This is a genomic window from Pseudomonas sp. NPDC086112, from assembly GCF_044746425.1.
In the GTDB taxonomy this organism is placed as follows: Bacteria; Pseudomonadota; Gammaproteobacteria; order Pseudomonadales; family Pseudomonadaceae; genus Aquipseudomonas.
In genome coordinates, this window is record NZ_JBIVCD010000024.1 from 40,701 (window position 1) to 62,221 (window position 21,521).

Below are 21,521 nucleotides of genomic sequence, written 5' to 3' on the forward strand. Positions count from 1 at the left end.
CACCGCTGGCTCCTACATGACCGGCATTACCCCTGGACCGGAAAAATAATTTTCCGGTTTGCCGCGGCCTCCTCGTCTTAATGAGATGAATAAGAACCATTACCAACTATACCTGCCAAGGTCTTAACCTCATGTCCGCATCCCGTTTCATGCTTCGACCTCTGACCCGCGCCCTGTTAATGAGCAGCACGACCCGCTCGCGCATGACGTCCACCGGCCTCGGCCTGGCAATGACCCTGGCGATGACGCCGTATGTCCAGGCCCAGGAATGGACCCTGAATATCCCGGCCCAGCCATTGGCTCAGGCGCTGCAGACCCTCGGTCAACAGACCAATCTGCAAATCATCTACAGCCCCGAGAGCATTCAGAACCTGCGGTCCAGCGCCCTCAATGGCCGCTATCAGGAAGATGATTCGCTCAATGCGCTGCTCAAGGGCACCGGGATCCGCCATCAACGCGACGGCAACACGGTCACGCTGCTGGCGCCGGCCACCGGCAGTGCGATGGAACTGGCACCGACCAGCATCAACGGTCAGCGGTTGGGCGCGACCACCGAAGGCAGCAACTCCTACACCACCGGCGCGGTGACCATTGGCAAGGGCGAGCACTCGCTCAGGGAAACCCCGCAGTCGATCACTGTCATCACGCGCAAGATGCTCGATGACCAGAACCTGAACACCATCGAACAGGTCATGGAAAAGACCCCGGGCATTACCGTTTACGATTCGCCCATGGGTGGCAAGTATTTCTACTCCCGGGGTTTTCGCATGACCGGCCAGTACCAGTACGACGGCGTGCCGCTGGACATCGGCAGCAGCTACGTGCAGGCCGATGCCTTCAACAGCGACATGGCGATTTATGATCGGGTCGAAGTGTTGCGCGGTGCGGCCGGGATGATGAAGGGCGCCGGGGGCACTGCCGGTGGTGTGAACTTCGTGCGCAAGCGCGGCCAGGACACCCCGCACACTCAACTGTCGTTGTCTGCCGGCACGTGGGACAACTACCGTGGCCAGGTCGACACCGGCGGCCCGCTGAACGACGCCGGCACCATTCGTGGCCGGGCCGTGGTGACCCAGCAGACCCGTCAGTATTTCTATGACGTGGGCGAACGCAGGGACCAGATCTACTACGGTGCGCTGGACTTCGACCTGAGCGACTACACCACTCTCGGCCTGGGCATGGCCTATGAAGACGTCGATGCCACTCCGTGCTGGGGCGGCTTGCCGCGTTACGCCGATGGCAGCGACCTGAAGCTCTCTCGTTCCACGTGCCTGAACACCGCCTGGAACAACCAGCGCAGCAAGCGGGCCACTTACTTTGGCGATCTGAAACACGAGTTCAACGACAACTGGGCGCTGAAGGTCGCGGGGGTTTACTCGAAAAACACCCAGGACATGGAATACGCCTTCCCCAGCGGTTCAGTGCCGGTTGGCGCCACCAGCACCAGTACCGCGATGATCGGCAGCATCTTTGACTACGATCAGGTCGACTACGGCCTCGACGCGTATGTGGACGGCAAGTTCGACGCATTCGGCCAAGAGCATGAGCTGATCGTCGGTGCCAACGCCAGCCGCTCCCACAAGGACGACTTCTACGCCGTGGCCCTCCTGCCTCAAACTCAGAATGTGCTGAACCCCAACCACCACCTGCCCCAGCCGGATGAAAGTTTTTACCTGGCCAATGCCTCCCGGGGTGGTCCGGTGGACATGCGGATCAAGCAATACGGCGCCTACTCCACGGCACGCCTGAAACTGGCCGATCCGCTGACCTTCGTACTGGGCGGCCGCGTCAGCTGGTACAAGTCCGAAACCGATTCCGTCTCGTTCTGGCGCGGCGAAGGCACGCCGACAAGCTCCGAGGCCAAGGAAACCGGGCAAGTCACCCCGTTCGCTGCGTTGCTGTTCGACATCAATGACAACCTGACCGCCTATGCCAGCTACGCGGATATCTTCACCCCGCAAGGTGGCTACAAGACCATCACCGGTGCGACCCTCAAGCCATTGATCGGCCAGAGCTATGAACTGGGGATCAAGGGTGAATGGTTCGACGGTCGCCTGAACAGCGCCTTCAACCTGTTCCGCACCATCCAGAAAGACGCAGCCCAGGATGACCCGGCCTGCCCGGACAGCAGCTGCTCGCTGAACTCCGGAAAAGTGCGCGCCCAGGGCTTCGAAGCTGAAGTCAGCGGTGAAGTCATCGACCGTCTGCAATTGCTGGCCGGCTACACCTACACCCAGACCAGGATTCTGGAAGACGCCGATGTCAGTCAGGACGGCGTGTCGTACAACACCTATGTGCCGCGCCACTTGCTGCGCGTGTGGGGCGACTATGCGCTCAGCGGCCCACTGGAACGCGTCACCGTCGGTGCCGGCGTCAATGCCCAAAGCAGCAACTACCGCACCTCGGCGAGCAGCGGCAACAACATCACCCAGGCTGGCTATGCGGTCTGGAACGGTCGCATCGGCTACCGCATCGACGACACCTGGTCCGTGGCACTGAACGGCAACAACCTGTTCGACAAGCGCTACTACGCCACGATCGGTTCCGAAGGTTGGGGTAACTTCTACGGTGAACCGCGCAACTTCGTGATGTCGGTCAAGGCTGACTTCTGATTGCAGCCCCAATGAAAACGCCCCGCCATTGCGGGGCGTTTTTTTGTGAGAAAAGGACGGTGGTTTAACTGAAAGTTCGACGGTGTTCCAGCGGGCCTCTTCGCGAGCAAGCCCGCTCCCACATTTGATCCCAGGCGTACACAAATAGTGTGTTCACCGAAGATCCCCTGTGGGAGCGGGCTTGCTCGCGAAGAGGCCGGTACAGCCACCACAAGACCCACAGTCAGACCAATAAACAGGCGATGTTTAATCGACATCTCCCGCACACCCTATAGGCTGTAGCGCGGGAAATCTTTCTACCCAACGAGCTTGGAGGTGTCAGTGAATAACGCTTCAAGAGTCCAGACAATCATTTCAGCAGACCCCGCTCGATGGCGCCTACTCCAGCTTGTTCATTCCCTGGGGTTGCCGGATTGTTGGATCGGTGCAGGTTTTGTCCGGAACGCGGTTTGGGATCACTTGCACGGACGCTTCCCGTCCCCTATCGCGAGCGACGTCGATGTAATCTGGTTTGATCCATGTCACTGCACTCCCTCAGATGACAGGGCTTTAGAAGCAGCTCTGCGAGATTTGGACCCGACAGTCCTCTGGTCAGTAAAAAATCAGGCGAGGATGCATGTTCAGAACGGCGATAAACCTTACATCTGCACTACGGATGCAATGCGCTACTGGCCAGAGACAGCAACAGCGATAGCCGTCAGATTGCGCGAAGGAAACACCTGTGAGGTATCTGCCCCCTTGGGACTGGATGATCTTTTCAACCTGATCATCAGACCCACTTGGAGATTTACTGAAGAAAAAAAAGCGATGTACCAAAAGCGCTTGAAGTCCAAGGGGTGGACGACAGCGTGGCCTCTACTCAGGCAGGAGTCAGGTCAACTTACAGAATCATCCAAATTTTGAACGATGACTTCTTTTTTGGTTTAACTGAAAGTTCGACGGTGCTCCTGCGGGCCTCTTCGCGAGCAAGCCCGCTCCCACATTTGATCTCAGGCGTACACAAATAGTGTGTTCACCAAAGATCCCCTGTGGGAGCGGGCTTGCTCGCGAAGAGGCCGGCCCATCCACTACAAGATTCAGACCAATAAACAGGCACTGTTTAAACGACACTTCCAGACACTCACTCAGGCTACACATTCTTGCGCCGCTGCCTACGACTACGCCAGAATCCGCCGGCTTGTGCGCCTTGAGGCCGGGCTCTATCGTTTCCGGGTCGCTGACGAATCAGCGATCGGGTTTAGCAGCTCGGTAAATATCAAGGCACGCAGTGTCATCTCTCGATCAGCCGGCTACTTTTGCCTACGCTGGTCTGCGTTATGGTGACTGTGCGTGGGGCACTTCGGTGCGCCGGGTTCCTTGATCCCTGGTCTGCTAACCCGCGTACGGTCGCCACCCTTTCTCGTTTAGCAGCGACGTGTGGCGACTCCATTGATCAAGGAGTTTTACCATGTTCAAACCTACACCGAACCCACCGGAAACCGATCCAACATCCCCCTACGAATCCCTCGATTCGAAAAAACTCAACGAAGCCGCCGACCGCGCCCTCGATTACTACCTCAAGCCGGACATTCCCAAAGACACCAAGCGCAAACCCAGCACCATTTACCACGTCGGCACCGAGGTCGATAACGAAACCCTGCTGGTCAACGCCTGCGAATCCCTGGCGTCAGCGAGCATGATGCTCAGCGAGTTCGCCGGGTTGATGGACATGCCACATCGCAACATGATGTTGGGGATTCAATCCGTGGTCATGCTCGGGGAGCTGGCAGTTAACCGGGTGCTGGATAACTTCGATCCACGAGGCTAACGAGGATGATCGTTCCCACATTTGATCTCAGGCGTACACAAATAGTGTGTTCACCGAAGATCCCCTGTGGGAGCGGGCTTGCTCGCGAAGGGGCCGGTACAGCCACCACAAGATCCACAGTCAGACCAATAAACAGGAACTGTTTAAACGACACTTCCAGACACTCACTCAGGCTACACATTCTTGCGCCGCTGCCTACGACTACGCCAGAATCCGCCGGCTTGTGCGCCTTGAGGCCGGGTTCTATCGTTTCCGGGTCGCTGACGAATCAGCGATCGGGTTTGGTAGCCCGGGTTAATCAAGGCGCACAACGCCGACGTTTCAAGCAGTTGACGCTTTTTCGTCTGCTGTTTTGTTATGGCGGTTGTGCGCAGGGCGCCCTCGGACGCGCTGGGTTCCCTTGATGCCCGGTCTACCAACCTGCGTACAGCCGCCACCCTAATGTTTGGTAGCAATAGGTCTGCGGCTCCATTTATCAAGGAGTTTCATCTATGTTCAAACCGACGCCTAATCCGCCGGAAACCGATCCAACTTCCCCCTACGAATCCCTCGATTCCAAAAAACTCAACGAAGCCGCCGATCGCGCCCTCGATTACTACCTCAAACCGGACATTCCCAAAGACACCAAGCGAAAGCCCAGCACCATTTACCATGTCGGCGCCGAGGTCGATAACGAAACTCTGCTGGTCAACGCCTGCGAAACCCTGGCATCAGCCAGCATGATGCTCAGTGAGTTCGCCGGATTGATGGACATGCCACATCGCAACATGATGTTGGGGATTCAATCGGTGGTCATGCTCGGGGAGCTGGCGGTGAATCGGGTGCTGGATAACTTCGATCCGCGAGGCTAGCGAAGAACCTGTAACCGATCGTTCCCATGCTCCAGCGTCACTAGTGTCCGGTAAAACCTTTTCAAAGCTGAAGGCTGCCTTGGGCAGCCTTCAGCTCTGTTCGCTTTTGCCTTCGGTATTCAAGCTGTTCGATGCTCAATGGGCGTTCAAACAAGCTGTGGGTCAGCCGAATGGCAAAGTCTGAAATAGACCCAGAACCACCTGAGCGGCGCTGATAAAGGTGCAGCAAAAGGTAGGTGATCAAGGCGCTGTAGATCTGCAGGCGGACGGCATTTTCGGAGAAGCCGAAATACCGTTTGAGCTTGAGGTTTTGCTTGATCCACTTGAAAAACAACTCAATCTGCCAGCGTTGTTTATACAAGTCGGCGATCTCTTCAGCTGAGCGAGAGAAGTCGTTGGTGACCAGAACCAGCGGTGTTTCGTGGTCGTCTCGACGAACCTGAATCCGGCGTACAGCCTGATCCTGGTAGTGATTCGGACGTCGCGTGTTCAGGTATTTTTTGCCGAACAACACTGACTCGTCTGCCTCAATAAACTCCTGTGCGTCCCCTTTCCTCAAGTTTTCTACGTGCTGCAAATTGGCGTTTTTCTTCAGTCGTGTGACGAAGAAAGAGCCCGTCTGATCAATCTGGTGCCACCAGTTGTAGTCGCAATAACCCTTGTCGAACACGTACGTCATACCTGCTTCAAGCGGCATGGTCAGGGCATCGCTCAGATCGTTGACGTTGGCGGCGGTGATGTTTACGTAAGTTGGGGCTGTTTGCCGTGGGTCGATGGCCACATGCACTTTCAGTCCTTGGGTGATGCGGGTTTTGGTCGCGGTGGTCCATTCGTCAAAACCGGGTCCGCGGAGGCTGATCGAAGTTGAATCGATCAAGGTGATCATCGCTTCGAGAGACTTGCGCTGTTTGCGACCGATGCCTTGAAGCAAATGCTCGCAGGCTAATCGAAACGGCTCTGAACTGCGCTTGTTCAGCGAATCACAAAGGGTTGAGCGCACCATGTTTTTGGCGTTGAGGTGGTGCCGATGGGGCTCAAGCGACTGCGAGGCAGTCGCCAATGTACGCAAGCTTTTGGCTTGTGTCAGTTGACCAAAAATCAACGTGACGAGCAGATCCCAAGACGTGAATTGTTTGGCGTAACGATCAGCTCCGCAACGTTTGACCGCTGTTTTGAAGAGCTGATGAGGAAGGGCCTGAAGCATTTGCGCAAATCGAGTGCTGCTGAACATAGGCGAAAATCGAGTGAGAAAAACCTGATTATTGCTTAGAAGCAGGCACAGCAAGGGGGAGCAAGCCCCCCCTTCAAGTTTTACCGGACACTAGTGATGCTCCAGCGTGGGAACGATCAAAGAAGTTCTAGGGTGTTCTAATGGGCCTCTTCGCGAGCAAGCCCGCTCCCACACTGGATCTACTGTGATCACAAATTTTGTGACCAGCGCCGACCTAATGTGGGAGCGGGCTTGCTCGCGAAGAGGCCGGCCCATCCACCACAAACCTAACTGACGGGCATTATTCGCATTGCAGTTTCCATGCTCAACCCAAATGCCAACTCAGCGCCCGACTCAAGCTTTCATGCACACCCAACACATCCGGCATCACCGAAGCCAATCTGAGCAGGTCATGGGTCAGCCCCGGGCAATGTTCGAGTTCGACACTCACCCCCTGCGCGCGCAGTTTATCGACGTAGGCCTGGCCTTCATCGAGCAACGGATCGAACCCGGCCAGCAACACAATCGCCGGCGCAACCCCGCGCAAGTCCTCAGCCAGCAACGGTGAGAAGCGCCAGTCCAGCAAATCTTCGGGGCTGCGGGCGTAGTGCTGGTAAAACCAGTCCAGCGTGTCGTTCTCCAGCAGATACCCCTCACTGAACAACAAACGCGAATCGTGGGTGCGCGAGGCATCGGTGACCGGATAACACAGCAGCTGCACCTTCGGGACGATGGCCACGGTGTGTGGCTGAACCACTGCCTGCAAGGCCAGCACCGTCGCCAATGTAGCACCGGCGCTGTCACCGCCGAACGCGACGCGATCGGCATCCAGCCCCAGGGCCAGCGCCTGTTCCGCCAGCCAGGACAAGGCGTCTTCACCGTCCTCCAGTGCGGTCGGGAAACGATGCTCTGGCGCCAGCCGATAGCCAACCGACAACACTGCGCATGGCGTACGCCGGCAGAATTCGCGGCAGACTCCGTCATGGGAATCCAGGCTGCCCACTACAAAACCACCGCCATGGAAATACACCAGCACCGGCATCGGTGCCGTCGCCCCGCTCGGGCGATACAAACGCAACGCCAGCGGCGCGCCGTCCCGGGCCGTGGTGCTGACCTCCAGCACATCAATATCCTGAGGGGCATCCCAGCGCAACTGCGCGGTGGTTTGTTCGAAGATCGCCCGCGCCTTGGCCGGGGTCAGTTGATGCAGCGCTGGCTGGCCTGCGTCCTGGCCGTCTTGCGCCAGGTCGAGGAAGGCTTCCAGATCAGGGTGTAGCGACATCGAAAGAATCCTTATGTCCGTAAAAAAGGGGCGCGCCTGAGCAACGCCCCTCAGCAATGATTAAAACCCCGGCTCTCAGCCCACCCGCGCCATGCAATGCTCGATCAACGCCTCAAGCTCGCGCTGATAATCCTGCATCAACGACTCCAGGGTGCTGGCCCGATAACGCTGGGTGCTGTAGATGCAACGCAGCGCCAACTGACCGTCGTACACCTGGCCGACGATCTCCAGCCAGTTGCCCAGATTGGCCTGCAAGCTGTAGTTATCGCCGGTGTCTTCCAGCGCCGGCACCAGCAAGGCCTGCTCGTCGAAGCTCTGGTCGAACTGCCCCAGATAGTTGAACGTCACCCGTGCCTGCGGCAGATCAGCCAACTGACGGGCCAGTTGCGGGCCGGCCAGGTGACGCAACACGCCATAGCCGATGCCCTTCTGCGGGATGGCTGCCAACTGCGCTTGCACGTTGACAATCGACGCGCCGATGTCCGCGCTGTCGGGGGTGAGCCGGACCGGGAACATGCTGGTGAACCAGCCCAGGCTGCGACTCAGGTCGATGTTCTCGAACAGGTCCTCGCGGCCGTGCCCTTCCAGCAGAATCAGCGCCGACGGCTGTTCGCTCCAGCGGCACAACGCCCGGCTCAGGGCCGACAGCAGCAAATCGTTGATCTGCGTGCGATAGACTGCCGGCGCCTGCTTGAGCAACTGCTCGGTGTGTTCGCGAGACAACTTGAGCCGCGCCTGAGCCTGGTGACGCACCTGATTCTTGCCGCGACGGTTGTCGCACGGCAGGTCGATACCCGGCTGATCCAGTTGCTCCAGCCAGTAGCCCAATTCCTGCTCGGCAATCACCGGCGCCTGCGCCTGCAACGCTTCGGCAAACGCACGATAGCTGCTGGTGCGGATCGGCAATTGCGGTTCGATACCCATCACGCAAGCCTCGTAGGCCACCTTCAGGTCGTCGAGCAAAATTCGCCACGACACGGTGTCGACCACCAGATGGTGGATGACCATCAACAGCCGCGCCTGGCCGTCCGGCAAGGCGATGTGCACCACACGCCAGGCCGGTCCATCGTCGAGTTTGAGGCTGCGCTGAGTCAGGTTGGCCAAGGCTTCGACCTGCTCGCTGCTCTCGACTTCACGACGCCACAACACCGGTTCGCGGCGCTCGGTCGGTGCGGCATAGCGCTGCAACCAGCGCCCGCCTTCCTGACAGAAACGCAGGCGCAAGGTGTCGTGGTGGTTTTCGATCCAGCCCAATGCCTGTTCCAGGGCATCCAGATCCAGCGTCTGACGCGCACTCAGCAAAAACGACTGGTTGTAGTGATGAGACTCGGCCATGCCCTCGGCAAAGAACCACTCCTGAATCGGCAGCAGATTGAACAACCCTTCACTGGCCACATGGGTCAGGTCCACCGCCGGTTGCGCAGTGCTCGCCTTGACCACGTCCTGTTCGACGATGCCGGCGATGGTCTGGTAGCGCATCAGATCGCGCAGCTTGAGGTCCATCTGCAGGGTCGGGTGGTTCCTGACCCGGGAAATCACTTGCAGGCTCAGGATCGAGTCGCCGCCCAGTTCGAAGAAGTTGTCGCTGATACCGACCTGCTCCACCTGCAACACCTGCGCCCAGATGTCCGCCAGCAGTTGTTCCTGCTGATTGCGCGGGGCTACGTATTCCTCGCTTTTGAATTCCGGCTCGGGCAATGCCTTGCGGTCGAGCTTGCCGTTGGGGGTGATCGGGAAGGCACTGAGGCAGACGATCTGCGCCGGCACCATGTATTCAGGCAAAGTGCTGCGCAGACCGGCCTTGAGTTCATCACCCAGCGCCTTATCATCCACGTGCTGCCCGGCCTCGGTGACGACGTAGCCGATCAGTTGCTTGCCAGAAGCATTGTCCCGGGCGATCACCAGGGCGTCGCTGACCTGCGCCAGTTGCCGCAGGCTGGCCTCGACTTCACCCAGCTCGATGCGGAACCCGCGCACTTTGACCTGATGGTCGATGCGGCCGACGTAATCGACCACGCCATCCTGGCGCAAGCGCACCAGGTCGCCGGTGCGGTACAGCCGCTCGCCGCTGGCAAACGGGTTGGGCACGAAGCGTTCGCAGGTCAGGTCCGGCCGGCCATGGTAACCACGGGCAACCCCGTAGCCACCGATGTACAACTCGCCGGCAAAACCGGGCGGCAGCGGATTCAGTTCTTCATCCAGCACATACAGGGAACGTGCGCCCACTGCCCGGCCGATCGGCGCATAGGCCGCTTCACACTGCTGGCTCACCGGCACTTTCCACAGCATCGGCGTGACCACGGTTTCCGTCGGGCCATAGCCGTTGGTGAAGTACTCGGGACGCAGCGCCGCCTTGACCTGTTCGAAGGTCTGGTCCGGCACCGCATCGCCACCGAAGCAATAGATGCGCACCGGCGGCGGTGCAATTGCGCTGGCCGCGGCGTACTCGGCCAGTTGCTTGAGGTAGGCCGGCGGGAAGCAGGCGATGGTCACGCCGTACTCGTGCAGCGCCTGGTAGGTCTGCTCCGGCGTCCACAGGCAACCGTCCCGCACCACCAGCCGGCCACCGCTGTACAGCGTACTCAACCAGCGTTCATGGGCACCGTCGAAGGCGAACGACATGAAGTGCAGCTCGCAACTGCGGGTGTCCATTTCATACAGTTTGGCGATGGCCTGACAGTGCATGCTCAACGGCCCTTGGGTCACCGCCACGCCTTTTGGCCGCCCGGTGGAACCCGAGGTGTAAACCAGATAGGCCAGTCCTTGCTCCAGCACACGGCACACCGGCGCCTCATCGGCATAACGGGACTCGTCGAGCTGATCCAGCTCAAGGCGCAACAGGCCCTCGGGCACCGGTAACGTCGCCCGCAGGCTGCTCTGAGTCAACAGCAGCGCCATGCCCGAATCTTCAATCATGTACGCCAGACGCTCCGGCGGATAATCAATGTCCAGCGGCACATACGCCGCGCCGCTTTTGAGCACCGCGAGGAAGCTGACGACCATTTCCAGCGAACGCGGCAGTGCCACGCCAATCACCACTTCCGGCCCCGCGCCGTGTTCGATCAAGCAATGGGCCAGACGATTGGCCCGTCGTTCCAGCTCGCCGTAGCTCAGGCTCAGCCCGGCGCATTGCACCGCTATGGCCTCGGGTTGAATCAGCGCGTGTCGGCTGATCAGCTCTGGCAACAGCTGCGGCTGATGATCCGCTGGCGGCTCGGCGCTCCAGGTTTGCATCGCCTGCCATTGTTCAAGCGACAGGCGCTGCAGGTTACCCAGGCGTTCGTCAGGCGCGCGCATCATCGCCTCAAGGGTGTTTTCCAGCGTCAGGCGAATACCCTCCACCGCCTCGGCACTGAAGTGGCTGCGCAGGTACAGATATTCAATCGACAGTTCGTCGCCGAGCGTCACCGCCAGGTCCATTGGCACGTTGGTCACGTCATGGCCGATGGATTTGCCGAAGCTCAGGCCGCTATCGTTGTCCTCTTGCAGGCGGTCGTCGATCGGGTAGTTCTCGAACACGATGATGCTGTCGAACAGCGCCTGCCCGCCCAGGCCGGACCAGCGTTGCACGTCCGCCAACGGAGCCTGGGAATGGTCGCGGATATCCAGGTTGTAAGCCTGGATCCGGTTCAGCCAGTCTGCCAGGGGCTGATCCGGTTCCAGCGTCTGAATGATCGGCAAGGTGTTGATGAACAAACCCAGCATGTTGCCGACATTGGGCAAACTCTCGGGACGCCCGGACACCGTGGCACCAAAGGTCACGGTGTTTTTCCCGGTATAACGCTGCAACAGCAGCAACCATGCGCCCTGGATCAACGTGTTCGGGGTAATCCGCAGATCGCGGCAGAACTGCAGCAGACGACCGGTCTGTTGCGCGTCCCAATGGGAGTAAATGGCGTTGTGGCCGGGTTCATCGGACACATGCCGGGGATGGATGGCCTGGCTCAACGCCGTCGCCTCGTTGACCGGGGCCAGCCGGGCTTTCCAGAACAGCTCCCGGGCGTCCTGGTCCTGGGCTTGCAACCAGGCGATGAAGTCGCGGTAGCGGCCGTTTTCAGCGCTGATTTCACCCTTGGCGTAATGCTGGATCACCTCACCAAACAGTCGCGAGCTGCTCCAGCCGTCCATCAGGATGTGGTGACTGGTCCAGACCATCTGATACTGATCTTCAGTGCTGCGAATCAACAACACTCGCTGCAGTGGCGCATGGGTCAGTTCGAAGCCTCGCGCGCGGTCCTCGGCGGCCCGCGCGGCGATGTCCGCCTCGCTGGCGTCGCGATCGCGCCAGTCGAGCACCTGCAAATCGAGCGTCGCCTGACGCTGGACAATTTGCAGCGGTTTGGCCAAGCCATCGTGCCAATGGAAGCTGGTGCGCAGGATGGCCTGACGCTCGATGACCGCCTCCCAGGCCTTGCGGAAACGCTCAACGTCCAGACCGCCCACCGGCAAACTGATCTGGTTGACGTACAGGCTGGAACCATTGTCCGACAAGGTGTGGAACAGCATGCCCTCTTGCATCGGCGACAGCGGATAAATGTCTTCGATCCGGGACGGAGCTATCGGCAAGGCGTCCAGTCGGGCCTGATCCAGATGCGCCAACGGGAAGTCCGACGGCGTGACGCCGTGGCTGTCCGGCTGGCAGCAATGCTCGATCAGCAGCTCCAGTTCCCCGGCGTACTCCTCGGCCAAGCGTTCGATGGTCGAGGCGTTGAACATCTGCGTGCTGAACGACCAGCCGACACTCAACTCACCGCCGTATACCTGGCCGTTGAGCGTCAGCCAGTTACCCAGCAACGCATCGTCACTGTGCTCTGCGCCCTTGACCTCATCGGCCGGCACAAACAAGGCACCGCTCTGGCTATCGAAGCTGCCGTCGAACTGGCCCAAGTAGTTGAAGGTGATACGCGGTGTCGGCAGGGTCCGCAGCGACGCCTGGCAAGCCTCGTCACCCAGATAACGCAGCACACCGTAACCAATGCCACGATCCGGAATTGCGCGCAGTTGCTCCTTGATTTGCTTGATCGAGCCGGCCAGCGCCTGGGTCGGGGTCAATTTGACCGGGAACAGGCTGGTGAACCAGCCGACCGTGCGGGTCAGATCGAGGCCATCAAACAGATCTTCACGACCATGGCCTTCGAGCTGAATCAGCACCGACGACTGTTCGCTCCAACGGGCGATTACCCGTGCCAGCGCCGTCAGCAACAGGTCGTTGACCTGTGTGCGGTAAGCCGCCGGGGTCTGTTGCAGCAGTCGTCGGGTCAAGGTCGGGTTCAGGCGACTGTAAAGCGTCAAGGCATGGCGGCTCTGCAGGCTGCCCTGGGGGTTATCTTGCGGCAGCGGCGCGCCGTCCGAGCGCTGCGCCTGCCAGTAAGGCAGTTGTCCAAGCAGCGATTCACTGCCGGCGTGACGTTGCAATTGCTCCGCCCAATGCTTGAAGGACGTGGTCTTGGCCGCCAATGCCAACGGTTCGCCAGCCAGTAACTGGCGGTAGCTGCCCTGAAAATCCTCCAACAGGATCCGCCACGACACACCATCGACCACCAGGTGATGAACGATCAACAACAAGCGCTGCTCGCCCTCAGGCAAATCGAACAACACCGCGCGCAACAACGGGCCTTGTTGCAGATCCAGGCTGCGCTGGGCTTGTTCGGCGACGCGTTCCAGGTGGGCGGTATCACTGACTGATTCCAGCCACAACGGCGACAGGCGCTGTTGTTCCACGGTCCGATAGCTCGCCGACCAGCTGCCTAAGGTTTGGGTAAAGCCCAGACGCAGGCCGTCGTGATGATCGATCAGCGCGTGCAAGGCCTGCTCAAGCGTCGCGGCCATCAGAGGGTTCAACGGTTTGAGCAGCACCGACTGATTCCAGTGATGACGCTGCGGCAAGGGTTGTTCGAAGAACCATTGCTGAATCGGCAGCAACGGTGTCTCACCTGTCACCGGGCCTTGATCGGTTGGCGCCAGGGCTTTGCCGAGCTGCGCGACAGTGGCCAGCCCCTGGACGGTCTGCTGCTGGAACAGATCCTTGGGTGTGAAGCTGATTCCCTGCTGACGCGCCCGGCTCACCACCTGAATGGAGATGATCGAGTCGCCGCCCAGAGTGAAGAAGTTGTCGGTCACACCGACCCGCTCGAGTTTCAGAATGTCTTGCCAGATCCCGGCAATCTGCTGCTCCAGTGCGGTGCGCGGTGCCACGTAATCGCGTTGCAGCTGGTTGGCGTCCGGGGTCGGCAAGGCCTTGCGGTCGAGTTTGCCGTTGGGGGTCAGCGGCAATTGTTCAATGAACAACCATTGCGCCGGCACCATGTAATCCGGCAGGTGCGCCTTGAGTCCGGCCTTGAGCGCTTCGCTCAGATCGTCCTGCTGTTGCGGGCTCAGGTCAGACTGCGTCGGCACCACGTAAGCCACCAATTGCTGACCGCTATGACCTTCCACTGCCAGCACCACGCCTTCGCGCACGCTGTCGTGGGCCAGCAGGCGCGCTTCGATTTCACCGAGTTCGATACGGAACCCGCGCACCTTGACCTGATGGTCGATGCGGCCGACGTACTCGATCACACCGTCTTCACGCAAGCGGGTCAGGTCGCCGGTGCGGTACATCCGCTCGCCGTTGCTGGCCAGCGGGTTGGGCACAAAGCGCTCGGCGGTCAGGCCCGGGCGGAACAGATAGCCACGGGTAATGCCGTCGCCGGCCAGGTACAGCTCGGCGGCAACGCCAATCGGCGCGGCCTGCAATTGGGCATCGAGCAAGTGCGCGGTGGTGTTCACCAGCGGCCGGCCGATGTTGGCCTGGCCGCCGGCTTCGCGGCGGGTGCAGGTCGAATAGGTGGTGTCTTCCGACGGGCCGTACAAATCGTAAACGTGCTCGACCGAGGTCTCGCGGTACAGCGTGTCCACCAGCGTTTGCTTGAGCGGTTCTCCCGCGAGGTTGATGATGCGCACGCCTTGCGGGATCTGCCCGGCACGCTGCAAGGCAGCGATGGCCGACGGCACGGTGTTGATCAGGCGCACCTGATCGCGCTCCGGCAGGTCCGGCAGTTCCAGGGCGTTGCGCGCCATGATGATCGAGCCGCCGCGGGCCAGGGTGACGAAAATCTCCCACACCGACAGGTCGAAGCACACTGAAGTCGAGGCCAGCACGCCTTGCAGGTCCTCTTCGCTGTACACCTCGTGCGACCAGTGGATCAACGCCTGCACGTTGCGATGAGCAATCGCCACGCCCTTCGGTTTACCGGTGGAGCCGGAGGTATAAATCACATACGCCAGGTTGGCAGAATCAATCCGGCCCTCAAGGTTGTGCGGTGCCAGGTCAGCGAAGGCCTGACCGCCCGCCTCGACCCACACCACTTGTGCTTGGGTCTCGGGCAACTGCGATAGCAAGTGCTGCTGGGTCAGCAGCACCCGCGCCTGACTGTCGTCGAGCATGTAGGCCACGCGATCCGCCGGGTAGTCCGGGTCCAGCGGCACGTAGGTGCCACCGGCCTTGAGCACCGCCATCAAGGCAATCACCAGTTCGGCGGAACGAGGCATCGCCACGCCCACGCGGATTTCCGCACCGACACCCAGTGTTTGCAGATGACGGGCCAGTTGATTGGCGCGGCGATTGAGTTCGGCGTAGGTCAATTCGGCACCGGCATGCCGCAAGGCAATCGCCTGTGGCCGCGCTTCGACCTGGGCTTCGAAGCCCTGATGGATCAACGCTTGGGCCGGGTACACCGCATGATGGTCATTCCATTCGGCCAGGGTGCGCAGCTCGCTCGCCGGCAACAGCCCGATCTCGCCCAGCAAGCGTTGCGGTGCGTCGAGGAACTGGCGCAGTACTTCTTCCAGATGAGCGGCCAGGCCGACAATGCTGCGCTCGGCGAAGTGCTCGGTGAGGTAGTTGAAGTCCAGGCTCAACACCTCGCCGGCACCGGCGATCAGCGTCAGGCCGTAGTTGGTTTGCTCGCGATGTTCGAGACCGCTGAAACGCAATCCACCCGGATTGGCCTCCAGAGTGTCGGACACCGGGTAGTTTTCGAACACCAGCAAGGTGTCGAACAACGCTTCGCCGTTGAGCGCAGCCAGGCGTTGAATGTCTTGCAATGGCGTCTGTTCGTAATCACGCAACAACAGGTTCTTGTCCTGCACGCTGCGCACCCAGTCACTGACACTGCAGGTCGCTTGCGGGCTTGCGATCACCGGCAGGGTATTGATGAACAGGCCCAACTGTTGCTCGATACCCGGCAGATCCACCGGGCGACCGGACACCGTCGCGCCGAAGGCGACGCTGCTCTGCCCGGTATAGCGCTGCAATACCAACAGCCACGCAGCTTGCACCAGGCTGTTGAGCGTCACTTGCTGCTGACGCGAGAAACCATTGAGGCGCTGGGTGAAGGCCGCGTCAAAGGTGAGCTTATGCACGCCTTTGCCGGGGCCGGGCACGGTTTGCCCGTGGCAGGCCGAGGCCAGCCGCGTCGGCTCGTCCAGTTCGGCCAATTGCCCGCGCCAGAAGGCTTGCGCCGCGTCCTTGTCCTGGCGTTGCAGCCAGGCCAGGAAGTCGCGATAACGGCCCTGGGCACTCGGCACCGGATGCCCGGCGTAATCCTGCAGCACTTCGCCAAACATCCGCGAGTTGCTCCAGCCGTCCATGAGAATGTGGTGGCAGGTGAAGATCAGGCGATGACGATCATCGGCGGTGCGCAGCAGGCACAGGCGCAGCAGCGGCGGATTCTGCAAGTCGAAACCGCGTTCGCGATCAGCCAAGGCACGGGCCTCAAGCACGGCTTGCAGGTCCGGTTCGGCACGCACATCCACTTCCGGCATTTCCAGGGTCAGCTGGCGATTGATCACTTGCAGCGGTGTATCGAGGCCGTCGCGGCCCCAGATGAAACCGGCGCGCAGCACTTCATGACGATCCACCACTCGCTGCCAGGCTTGCTGGAAGCGCGGTACATCCAGTCCGTCGATATCCAGCAGCATCTGATAGACGTAAGCGCTGGCGTCGGCGTCGTACAGGCTGTGGAACAGAATGCCCTGCTGCATCGGCGCCAGCGGGTAAATGTCCTCGATCCGCTGCGCGGCGATCGGCAGGCTGTCCAGATGCGCCTGGGACAACCCGGCCAACGGCACATCGGAAGGGGTCAGGCCGCCGCTCGGATGATTCAGGCAATGGTCGATCAACTCGCCCAGCGCGACTTCATAAGCGCGAGCCAGGGCGTTGATGGTCGCCTCTTCGAACACGTCGCCGCTGTAGGTCCAGGTCAGGCTCAATTGCCCCTGATAGACGCGGCCGTCGATGGTCAGCCAGTTGCTCATCGGCGCCTGTTCGTCCTGACCGGCGCCCTTGTCTTCGGTGGCCGGCACCCACAGGGCGCCTTCGTCGAAGTTGTTATCGAACTGCCCCAGGTAGTTGAACGTCACCTTGGGTTGGGACAAGCCGCTCAGGGCCGCTTGCGCCTCATCACGTCCCAGATACCGCAGCAAGCCAAAGCCGATGCCTTTGTTAGGGATCGAGCGCAGTTGTTCCTTGATGCCCTTGATGGACGCTTCGAGGCTGGTCTGTGGAGTCAGGCGCACCGGGAACATGCTAGTGAACCAGCCCACGGTACGGCTCAGGTCGAGGTCGTCGAACAGGTCTTCGCGGCCATGCCCTTCGAGCTGCACCAGGGCGCTGTCGGAGGCGGTCCACTCACACAAAACCCGGGCCAGTGCGGTCAACAGCAAATCGTTGACCTGGGTGCGATACACCGCCGGTGCCTGTTGCAGCAATTGCCGGGTGCGCTCGGCATCCAGACGGGTATCGACGCTGCGCTCGAAACGGTTCTGCAGTTGCCCATCAGGGTTGTCCAGCGGCAAGTCCGCCGGCGCTTCGGCCAGTTGCGCGCGCCAGTAATCCAGCTCGGTTTCCAGCCCGGTGCTGCGCGCATAACCTTGCAGGCGTTCGCCCCAATCCTTGAACGCCGTGGTCTTGGCCGGCAGGCGCAATGGTGTGCCAGCGCTCAGTTGCTGATAAGCGGTTTGCAGGTCTTCCAGCAGAATCCGCCACGACACACCATCGACCACCAGGTGATGGATCACCAACAGCAGTCGCTGGCTGGCGTCGGGCAGATCTACCAATGCAGCACGGATCAACGGGCCGTCGCTCAGGTTCAGGCTACGCTGCAACTCCAGGCACAGCGCCGGCAAGGCTTCGCTGTCTGGCAACGTCACGGTGCGCAGCAGTGCGTGCGGCTGATCGACGGCGGCATGCTCCTGCACCCAATCACCGGCGGTCTGCCGATAGCGCAGACGCAAGGCATCGTGATGCCGTTGCAGATGTTCCAGGGCCTGCTCCAGCACAGCCGCTTGCAGAGGTTCGGCCGGGGTCAGCAGGATCGACTGGTTCCAGTGCTGACGCTGAGGAATCTCGGTGGCGAAAAAGTACTGCTGAATCGGGGTCAGCACGGCCGCGCCGAGCACATCACCTTGCATCGCCTGCACCGCATCGCTCTGCTGTGCGACGGAGGCCAGGCGTTGCACGGTCTGGTGCTGGAAGATGTCTTTGGGCGAGAAGCGAATGCCCGCCTGACGTGCCCGGCTGACCACCTGAATCGAGATGATCGAATCGCCGCCCAGTTCGAAAAAGTTGTCGTTGAGCCCGACCCGCTCGACTTTCAACACGTCCTGCCAGATCTCGGCCAGACGCTGTTCGAGTTCGCTGCGCGGTGCCGCATAAGCCTCTTGCACCAGGCTCACATCGGGGTTGGGCAGTTGCTTGCGATCGAGCTTGCCGTTGGCCGTCAGCGGCAGGCGGTCGAGGAACACCCAGCTGACCGGCACCATGTAGTCCGGCAGGCTTTCCCGCAATTGCGCCTTGATCGAATCGCGCAAGCCGGCATGGGCCTCCGCGTCCAGTGGCTCGCTCGGCACAATCCAGGTCGCCAGTTGTTGCCCACTGAGCCCTTCGACCGCCAGCACCACGGCTTCACGCACCGCGTCATGCTTGAGCAATTGGGTTTCGATTTCTCCCAGCTCGATACGGAAACCGCGAATCTTCACCTGATGGTCGATACGACCGATGTACTCGATCACCCCGTCACCGCGCAGCCGCGCCAGGTCGCCGGTGCGGTACAAACGTTCACCGGCCACAGGGTTGAACGGATCCGGAACGAACCGGGTGGCGCTCATGCCTGGCTGGTTCAGATAGCCCCGCGCGAGCCCGGCCCCGGCGATGTACAACTCGCCAATGCACCCTTGGGGCACCAGGTTCATCGCGTCATCGAGCAAGTACCACGACAGGTCGACAATCGGCTCGCCGATCGGGCTGCTGTGGGTCTGCTGCAAGTCCGTCATGGTCAGCGGGCGGTAGGTCACATGCACGGTGGTTTCGGTGATGCCATACATGTTGATCAGGGTCGGCGCGCGATCACCGAAACGCTCGAACCAGGGGCGCAGGCTCTGCACTTCCAGCGCTTCACCGCCAAACACCACGTAACGCAGCGCATGGTTGCGCGACGAGGCACTAGCCACTTGCATCAGCGGTTTGAACGCCGATGGCGTCTGGTTCAGAACGGTGACTTGTTCATCGCAGAGCAAGGTGTAGAACTCTTCCGGTGAACGGGTGACGTCATGGGGCACCACCACCAGTTTGCCGCCGTGGAGCAGCGCGCCGAAGATTTCCCAGACCGAGAAGTCGAACGCGTAGGAATGGAACAGCGTCCAGCTGTCTTCGGGACCGAAACCGAACCAGTGATCAGTGGCACTGAACAGGCGAATGACATTGCCATGGGGCAGCAACGCGCCTTTGGGCTTGCCGGTGGACCCTGAGGTGTAAATCACATACGCGAGGTTGTCTGCCGTAGTCATGCACGGCGGATTGGCCGTGCTGCTGTCCTGTGGAGGTTGATTCAGATCCAGGCAGGCCAGCCCCGGTGGAATCGGCAGCTGCGCCAGCAGATGTCCCTGGGTCAGCAACAGCTCGATCCCGCTGTCCTCGATCATGTAGCGCAAACGGTCGTCGGGGTAGCTCGGGTCCAGCGGCACATAGGCGCCTCCGGCCTTCAGTACAGCGAGAATGGCGACGATCATGTCCAGCGAACGCTCCACCGCCACGCCCACTCGAACATCGGAGCCCACGCCACGGGCGATCAGCAGATGCGCCCATTGGTTGGCCTGTTGATTGAGTTCGGCGTATGTCAGCCGCTGCCCGGCGAACACCACCGCCGGCGCATCCGGATGACGCTCGGCCTGAGCCTCGATCAACTGATGAATGCACTGGCTGACCGGGTGCACCACCGGGCCCGGGTTCCAGTGCGCGAGCAGTTCCTGTTGCTGCGCGTCATCGAGCACCGGCAGCTGAGCAATGCGCTGGGTCGGGTCCTGAACGATCGCCCGCAGCAGGTTGCGCCAATGCTGCGCCAGGCGTTCGATGGTCGCAGGCTCGAACAGGTCGGTGGCGTATTTGAGCACCGCTTCAATGCCATGGGCCTGTTCGGTGGTGTTCAGCACCAGGTCGAACTGCGCGGTTGCGCTTTGCCATTCCAGCGGCTCGATGCTCAAGCCGTTCAAGCGGGTCTCGACGCTGATGCGGCTTTCGGCCTGGTGGTTGAACATCACCTGGAACAACGGGCTGTGACTCAGGCTGCGTCCCGGCTCCAGTGCTTCCACCAGTTGTTCGAACGGCAGGTCCTGATGCGCCTGGGCTTCCTGGGCGGTTTGCCGAACCTGACGTAGCAGATCGACGAAGCTGGCTTGGCTGTCTACGTCCGCCTTGAGCACCTGGGTGTTGACGAAGAAACCGATCAGACGCTCGATCTCCACGCGCCCGCGGTTGGCTACCGGCACACCAACGCGGATGTCCGCCTGGCCGCTGTAGCGGTGCAACAAGGCCTGGAACGAGGCTAGCAACAACACAAACAGCGTGACGTTTTCCCGTCGGGCGAATGCCTTGAGTCCATCGCTCAGGGCCGCATCCAGAATCAGATTGTGGCTGGCCCCGGCAAAGCTCTGTTCCACCGGGCGCGCACGGTCGGTGGGCAGCTCCAGCACCGGTTGTTCGCCGCCAAGCTTGTGTTGCCAGTAGGCCAGTTGACGTTCCTGTTCGCCGGCCTCCATCCATTGCCGCTGCCACAAGGCGTAGTCGGCGTATTGAATCGGCAAGGCCGGCAGCCCGGCGTCATGCCCGAGGTTGAAACCGGCATATAGCTGCACCAGTTCCTCGATCATCACCTGCAACGACCAACCGTCCGACACGATGTGGTGCAGGGTCAGCACCAGCACGTGATCCTGCGGGGTGACTTGCAGCAGGGCCGCGCGCAACAGCGGGCCGGTCTGCAAATCGAAAGCTTGCTGGCTCTGGGTCTGGACGAAGGCCTGGATCGACGCCTCAGGATTTGCCGCCAGTTCAGGGCTCAGCTCGTGAGTATCCAGGGCAAACGATCCTGCGGGCAGGATCGTTTGCAAGGGTTGCCCGGCGTCTTGAGTGAACACCGTGCGCAAGGTTTCGTGACGTTCGATCAGCGCCTGGACGCTGCGCTGCAACGCGGCCACCTCCAGCGGGCCCTGCAAGCGCAGGGCCGTCGGAATGTTGTAGGCCGCGCTGTGCGGCGCCCATTGCCAGAGAAACCACTGGCGCTGTTGAGCGTAGGACAGCAACAACGGTTCTTCAGCCGTGCGCTTGAAAACCGGGGCAATGTCAAAAAGGTTGACGCCTTTCTGCTTGAGCAGAACCGCCAGAGCCTTTCTTTGCTTAGCCGAAAGTTGTCCTACCGACTCGATTAACTCTTGCACGCGTTGTTCC

The 21,521-nt window shown here is 60.7% G+C and carries 7 protein-coding genes; 4 read left to right on the top strand and 3 right to left on the bottom strand.

The genetic code is table 11. The annotated features are described in order from the left end of the window. Window positions 1-131 precede the first annotated feature (131 nt). From ACIPLA_RS17500 to ACIPLA_RS17515, 4 genes are all read left to right on the top strand, one after another. Window positions 132-2,612, top strand: a complete 2,481-nt coding sequence (locus ACIPLA_RS17500; RefSeq protein ID WP_401174551.1) for a TonB-dependent siderophore receptor — start codon at window positions 132-134, stop codon at window positions 2,610-2,612. Window positions 2,613-2,933: 321 nt separating this feature from the next. Beyond that, window positions 2,934-3,515: a nucleotidyltransferase family protein gene (locus tag ACIPLA_RS17505; RefSeq protein WP_401174554.1), complete on the top strand. Its 582-nt coding sequence runs from the start codon at window positions 2,934-2,936 to the stop codon at window positions 3,513-3,515. A gap of 544 nt (window positions 3,516-4,059) precedes the next feature. Beyond that, the gene (locus ACIPLA_RS17510) at window positions 4,060-4,419 is read left to right on the top strand and encodes a DUF6124 family protein (RefSeq protein ID WP_063341007.1); all 360 of its coding nucleotides are present in this window, start codon (window positions 4,060-4,062) and stop codon (window positions 4,417-4,419) included. 491 nt (window positions 4,420-4,910) lie between these two features. Then, window positions 4,911-5,270 (top strand): DUF6124 family protein, encoded by a 360-nt coding sequence (locus ACIPLA_RS17515; protein WP_123497956.1) that lies wholly within the window; start codon window positions 4,911-4,913, stop codon window positions 5,268-5,270. 61 nt (window positions 5,271-5,331) lie between these two features. On the opposite strand, the gene ACIPLA_RS17520 is transcribed toward ACIPLA_RS17515, so the two are convergent. The 3 genes from ACIPLA_RS17520 to ACIPLA_RS17530 all read right to left on the bottom strand — a co-directional run bounded on the left by ACIPLA_RS17520 (window position 5,332) and on the right by ACIPLA_RS17530 (window position 21,511). Continuing rightward, the gene (locus tag ACIPLA_RS17520) at window positions 5,332-6,501 is read right to left on the bottom strand and encodes an IS4 family transposase (RefSeq protein WP_401174559.1); all 1,170 of its coding nucleotides are present in this window, start codon (window positions 6,499-6,501) and stop codon (window positions 5,332-5,334) included. A 304-nt stretch (window positions 6,502-6,805) separates the two neighbouring features. Next, window positions 6,806-7,762 carry an alpha/beta hydrolase gene (locus ACIPLA_RS17525; RefSeq protein WP_401174562.1) on the bottom strand — a complete coding sequence of 319 codons (957 nt, stop codon included), beginning with the start codon at window positions 7,760-7,762 and terminating at the stop codon, window positions 6,806-6,808. A 75-nt stretch (window positions 7,763-7,837) separates the two neighbouring features. Continuing rightward, on the bottom strand, window positions 7,838-21,511 hold the full coding sequence (locus tag ACIPLA_RS17530) for a non-ribosomal peptide synthase/polyketide synthase (RefSeq protein ID WP_401174565.1): 13,674 nt from the start codon (window positions 21,509-21,511) through the stop codon (window positions 7,838-7,840). Window positions 21,512-21,521: the final 10 nt, after the last annotated feature.